Genomic DNA, 4,364 nt, shown 5'->3' with positions numbered 1-4,364 from the left:
GTGACGCGCGCCGACGGCCAGCCCTACGCCGCGCTGGTCAGCTCGGGCTACGTGCGCCGGCCCGACGGGTGGAAGCTGGCGTTCCACCAGCATTCGCCGGTCGAGGTCCAGGCGGCCTAGGGGTCCGGCGTTCCGGGCGGGCGTTCGCTCGGCGCTTGGGGCTCGCCCCCTCCACCATCCGCCGCTCGGCGGGGGAGGAGCGGGGTGAGCGGTCAGAAGCGGCCGGAGACCTGGAGGCCGAGGGAGCGGGTGCCTTCCGGGCCGCCTCGGAACACGCGGACCTCGGCGCGCTGCACGACGCCCGAGGCGCGGCTGCCCTGGAAGAAGGTGCGGGTGCGGTCCTCGGACGGCCCCAGGACGTTGTTGGCGAAGACGCGGACCGTCACCGGCTTCAGCGCCGTGGTCTCGACGAAGAGGTCGAGGCGGGGCTGGGGACGCTCGTACGCATAGAGCTCGGCGCGGCGGTACTCCTTGCGGCCGGACCACTGGACCAGGGCCGCGCCCCAGGACGAGGACAGCTCGGGCAGGTTCTGGCGGAAGTTGAGGACGTAGGCCCAGCGCTTGTTGCCGGCGTTCAGGACCGGCGCGCCCGAGGCCGAGCCCTGGCGCTCGAGCGGCACGGAGAATTCGCGGCGCTCGCCGGTGACGGGATCGGTGACGCGGGTGCGCTGGTAGAGGCCGTTGAAGCGCAGCTCGGCGTTGGGGAGGCCGAACGCGGCGAGCGGCATGGCGCCGCGCACTTCGACCCCGATCCGCGAGCCGTCGCCGATGTTGCCGTAGGCGTCGAAGCCGCCGATGTCGACGAGGTCGTGCACGTCCTGCACCCGGTCGGCGAAGGCGGCGACCGTGAGCGCCGTGCGGGCGCCGAAGCGCCGCTCCCACTCGACCCGGGCCTTCCAGGCCTTCTCGGGCACGAGGCCGGGGTTGCCCTGGATCGTCGAGGTGTTGACGAAGTCGACGGCGCTGGAGAACTCGGCGAAGTCGAGCTGGGCCACGTCGCGCAGCAGGCTGAAGCGCAGGCTGGCGTCCGGGCCCAGGGCGTAGGTCCCCGAGACGCGCGGCTTCACGAAGCGGAAGCTGCGCTGCTTGCGCTGGTCGCCGGTCTGGGCGATGCGCGAGAGCTCGAGGTTGACGCCGGATTCCAGGGTCAGCCGGGGCGACAGCGTCCAGATGTCGGAGGCGAAGACCTCGCCGCGGGTCTCCTCGACCCGGGCGTCCGAGACCGCCAGGGGCACGGGGACCACGGGGCCGCCGCGCGGCTGGTTGGCGATGTCGAGGGTGGTGTCGCGGTAGTTGAACGCGCCCTCGGCCCCGACCTCGAGGGTGTGCGCCTTCGAGGCGGTCCACTTCAGCTGGCCGCGGACGATGCGCTCGCCGCCGCGGGTGGACCGGTCCTGGGTGCGGGTGAGGAAGGCGTTCGGGAACGTCTGGATCTCGAAGCGGTCGTGCTGGTCGACGCTGGTGGCGGAGACGAGGGTGATCAGCTTGAGCGACAGGCCGCCGTCGAAGCGGCGCTCCCAGTCGCCGCCGAACTCGGCGGTGAAGTTGCGGTCGAAGTCGGAGCGGCCGAGCAGGAACTGGCGCGGCGCGTCCTGCGCCGACACCTCGGCCTGGATGATGTCGAGCGTGTTCCAGGTGGGCGCGGCCTGGAAGCTGAGGTTCACCGAGTCGCGCGGGGTCGGCTGCCAGCGCAGGTTGGCGGCGCCGGTGATCCCGATGTTCTGCGGCTTCTGCAGCTGGCGGCGCGCGCCGGCGGGCGCGGCGCCGGGGCCGGTGGTCAGCCGCTCGCGGACGTCGCCGCGGCCCAGCAGGGTGGGCAGCTGGACGTCGAGGGCCAGGACGGCGTTGGGCGCGAGCGCGATCGAGCGCGACGCCTGGCCGACCCAGCCGACGCGGTTGGAATACTGGATGTGCCGGACGCCCACGGTGTAGGTGGTCGAGCCGCCGCGCCGGCCGGCTTCGCTGACCACGACGTTGACGATCTGCGCCTGGCCGCGGACGTCGACGGCGGCGTCGCTGCCGGAGAGCAGCTCGATGCGCACGACGCTGCCGGCGGGGATGCGCTTCAGGAGCTCGGCGGCGAGGGTCTTGGAGCTGGGCCGCTCGCCGTTGATCAGCAGGTTGCCGGCGGTGGCGCCGAAGCCGCGCCGCTCGTCTCCGTCGCGCAGCTCGAAGCCGGGCACCCGGGCCACCATGTCGGCGGCGGTGACCGGGTTGTAGGGGGCGAAGAAGGCGGCGGGGAAGGACGTCGCGCCGGGGGCCGCTGCGTCGGGGGCGGGCGGCGCGGGCGAGGAAGGCGCCTGGGCCAGAGCGGGCGCCGCGAGCGATCCTCCCAGCACGGCCAGGGACGCCGCCCGCAGCCACGCGGACCTGCCCGCTCCGATCCTGCCCATGCCATCCCCGCCCACGAGTGAGTCTATTTTTTGTACTCTCAAATTGAACGACGTTCCCGGATGGGTCAATCTCGCCGCGGGGCGTCGGCCGCAGGGATGGGATCGCCATGCGCTGGGATGAACTCGACACCGACAACTGCCCGGTGGCGCGGACCATGGCGGTGATGGGCGACCGCTGGACGGTGCTGATCCTGCGCGACTGCCTGCGCGGGGTGAGCCGCTTCGACGACTTCTGCGCGCGGCTGGGCTGCAGCCGGACCACGGTCTCGGACCGGCTGGCGCGGCTGGTCGAGGCCGGGGTTCTGGAGACCGAGGCGTACCAGGCGCATCCGCCGCGGCACGACTATCGCCTCACCGCGCAGGGGCGCGACCTGGGCGGGGTGCTGATGCTGATGGCGCGCTGGGGGGAGACCTGGCGGCCCAAGGCGGGGACCCGCCCCCTTCAGCGCCGCCACCGCGCCTGCGGCCGCGCGTTCCAGCCGATCCTGGTGTGCTCGGAATGCGGCGAGCCGGTCGCCCCCGGCAGCGTCGAGTACGGCGACACGGCGGCGGCGGCGGGCTGACGTCCGGCGGCGTCGGGCCCGGCGCGGTCTATTGAGCCTGCGAGGTTTCAGCCTCACCGGCCGGTGCGGCCTCGTCAGCCGGAGCTGCCTCCGTCGTCGTCTCGGGGGCAGGCTCTTCGGCCGGCGCGGCGTCGGACGCGGGCGGCTCGGCCGCGGCTTCAGCGTCGGAAACCTCAGCGGCAGGCGGTTCGGCGGCGGCCTCGCCGCCCTCGCTCAGCGCCACGACGACCCCGACGACCAGGAGCATCAAGCCGAGTCCGCCCAGCAGGAACTGGCGGCGGACCGACTGCAGCGCCGGAACCTCGATGCTTATCACCTTGAGGCCGCCGCCGAAGATCGCGGCCGCCATGCAGATCACGCCCGCGCCGATCAGGATCAACTTCAGGTCCATGACGCCTCCCCCTGCTCCGCAATCCTGCGGTGAAGCCTGTTCGTATGCAATGGCTGGCGGCAATCGCGGAACCTGCCGGGCTGACGCGCGCCGCGGGCGCGGTAAGGTGGGCGGTGGAACAGGGAGGATCGGGCGATGAGCGAAGGCGCGGGGATCGGGTACGAGACGGTGCTGCCGGCGGGCTGGAGCCGGCCGCGCGGGTTCGCCCAGGCGGTGAAGGCCACGGGCTCGACGGTGTTGCGGGTGTCGGGCCAGCTGGGCCGCGCGCCGGGCGCGGCGGGCGTGGAGGCCGGGTCGTCGCTGGGGACGCAGTGGCGGGTGGCGCTGGAGAACCTGATCGCGGTCGTGCGCGCGGGCGGCGGCGACATCGGCAACATCGTGCTGCTGCGGGCCTATGTGACCGACATGGCCGAGTTCAACGCCGGCGGCGCCGAGGTGGGCGCGGCCTGGGCCGCGACGCTGGGCCGCCACTTCCCGGCCATGACGCTGGTGGGCGTGACCGGGCTGGTGGACCCGAACGCGCGGGTGGAGATCGAGGCCGAGGCCGTGCTGGCCTGACGGGCCCCGGCTACTTGTCGGTGAGCGCGCGCTTCGCCTGGGCCTCGACGGTGTCGCGGGGGATCAGGCGGATGGTGGAGCTGGCCTTGGCCAGCACGTTGCCGGCGGGGTCGAGCAGGCGGCCCTCGGCGAAGCAGGTCGCCCGGCCGCGGCGCTCGATCCAGCCCTCGGCGATGACGCGGCCGGGGCGCGCGGGGGCGAAGTAGCTGACCTTCAGTTCGAGCGACATGGGGGTCATCTCGGGCATCAGGCCGATGGAGGCGTGCGCCATGGCCGCGTCGATCCAGCCGCAGACGAAGCCGCCCTGGGCGACGCCGCCCGAGTGGCACATGTGGGGGCCGCACTCGTACTCGATGGCCGCGCGGCCCTCGGCGTTCTGGAGCACGCGGACCTGGCCAAGGGCGGTCTGCAGGGTGGGCGCAACGGCGTCGGACATGGCCGGAAAGGAGCTTGCGCGCG

Annotated in this window: 5 protein-coding genes; 2 read left to right on the top strand and 3 right to left on the bottom strand. The window is 73.5% G+C overall.

The window, feature by feature from the left end; genetic code table 11:
• Nucleotides 1–212: 212 nt before the first annotated feature.
• A complete protein-coding gene (locus JNK30_RS22890) occupies nucleotides 213–2,393 on the bottom strand; it encodes a TonB-dependent siderophore receptor (protein WP_293486089.1) in 2,181 nt (726 codons plus the stop codon).
• A 107-nt stretch (nucleotides 2,394–2,500) separates the two neighbouring features.
• Between JNK30_RS22890 and JNK30_RS22885 the strand changes: the two genes are divergently transcribed.
• The gene (locus JNK30_RS22885; protein ID WP_293486087.1) at nucleotides 2,501–2,956 is read left to right on the top strand and encodes a helix-turn-helix domain-containing protein; all 456 of its coding nucleotides are present in this window, start codon (nucleotides 2,501–2,503) and stop codon (nucleotides 2,954–2,956) included.
• A 28-nt stretch (nucleotides 2,957–2,984) separates the two neighbouring features.
• On the opposite strand, the gene JNK30_RS22880 is transcribed toward JNK30_RS22885, so the two are convergent.
• The gene (locus tag JNK30_RS22880) at nucleotides 2,985–3,347 is read right to left on the bottom strand and encodes a hypothetical protein (protein ID WP_293486085.1); all 363 of its coding nucleotides are present in this window, start codon (nucleotides 3,345–3,347) and stop codon (nucleotides 2,985–2,987) included.
• Between the two features lie 135 nt (nucleotides 3,348–3,482).
• On the opposite strand from JNK30_RS22880, the gene JNK30_RS22875 reads away from it, so the two are divergent.
• A complete protein-coding gene (locus tag JNK30_RS22875) occupies nucleotides 3,483–3,905 on the top strand; it encodes a RidA family protein (RefSeq protein WP_293486084.1) in 423 nt (140 codons plus the stop codon).
• A gap of 10 nt (nucleotides 3,906–3,915) precedes the next feature.
• On the opposite strand, the gene JNK30_RS22870 is transcribed toward JNK30_RS22875, so the two are convergent.
• Entirely contained in the window at nucleotides 3,916–4,341 is a 426-nt protein-coding gene (locus JNK30_RS22870; RefSeq protein WP_293486083.1) for a PaaI family thioesterase, read from the bottom strand.
• Between the last annotated feature and the right edge of the window lie 23 nt (nucleotides 4,342–4,364).

Source organism: Phenylobacterium sp. (assembly GCF_016793225.1).
Classification (GTDB): domain Bacteria; phylum Pseudomonadota; class Alphaproteobacteria; order Caulobacterales; family Caulobacteraceae; genus Phenylobacterium.
Note: the sequence above shows the minus strand (reverse complement) of the source record. Positions and strands in the feature narration are given on the sequence as shown.

Bases quoted from the DNA above. Each gene is read 5' to 3' on its own strand.
- JNK30_RS22890 (WP_293486089.1), bottom strand. From the start codon at position 2,393: ATGGGCAGGATCGGAGCGGGCAGGTCCGCGTGGCTGCGGGCGGCGTCC.
- JNK30_RS22870 (WP_293486083.1), bottom strand. From the start codon at position 4,341: ATGTCCGACGCCGTTGCGCCCACCCTGCAGACCGCCCTTGGCCAGGTC.
- JNK30_RS22875 (WP_293486084.1), top strand. From the start codon at position 3,483: ATGAGCGAAGGCGCGGGGATCGGGTACGAGACGGTGCTGCCGGCGGGC.
- JNK30_RS22885 (WP_293486087.1), top strand. From the start codon at position 2,501: ATGCGCTGGGATGAACTCGACACCGACAACTGCCCGGTGGCGCGGACC.
- JNK30_RS22880 (WP_293486085.1), bottom strand. From the start codon at position 3,347: ATGGACCTGAAGTTGATCCTGATCGGCGCGGGCGTGATCTGCATGGCG.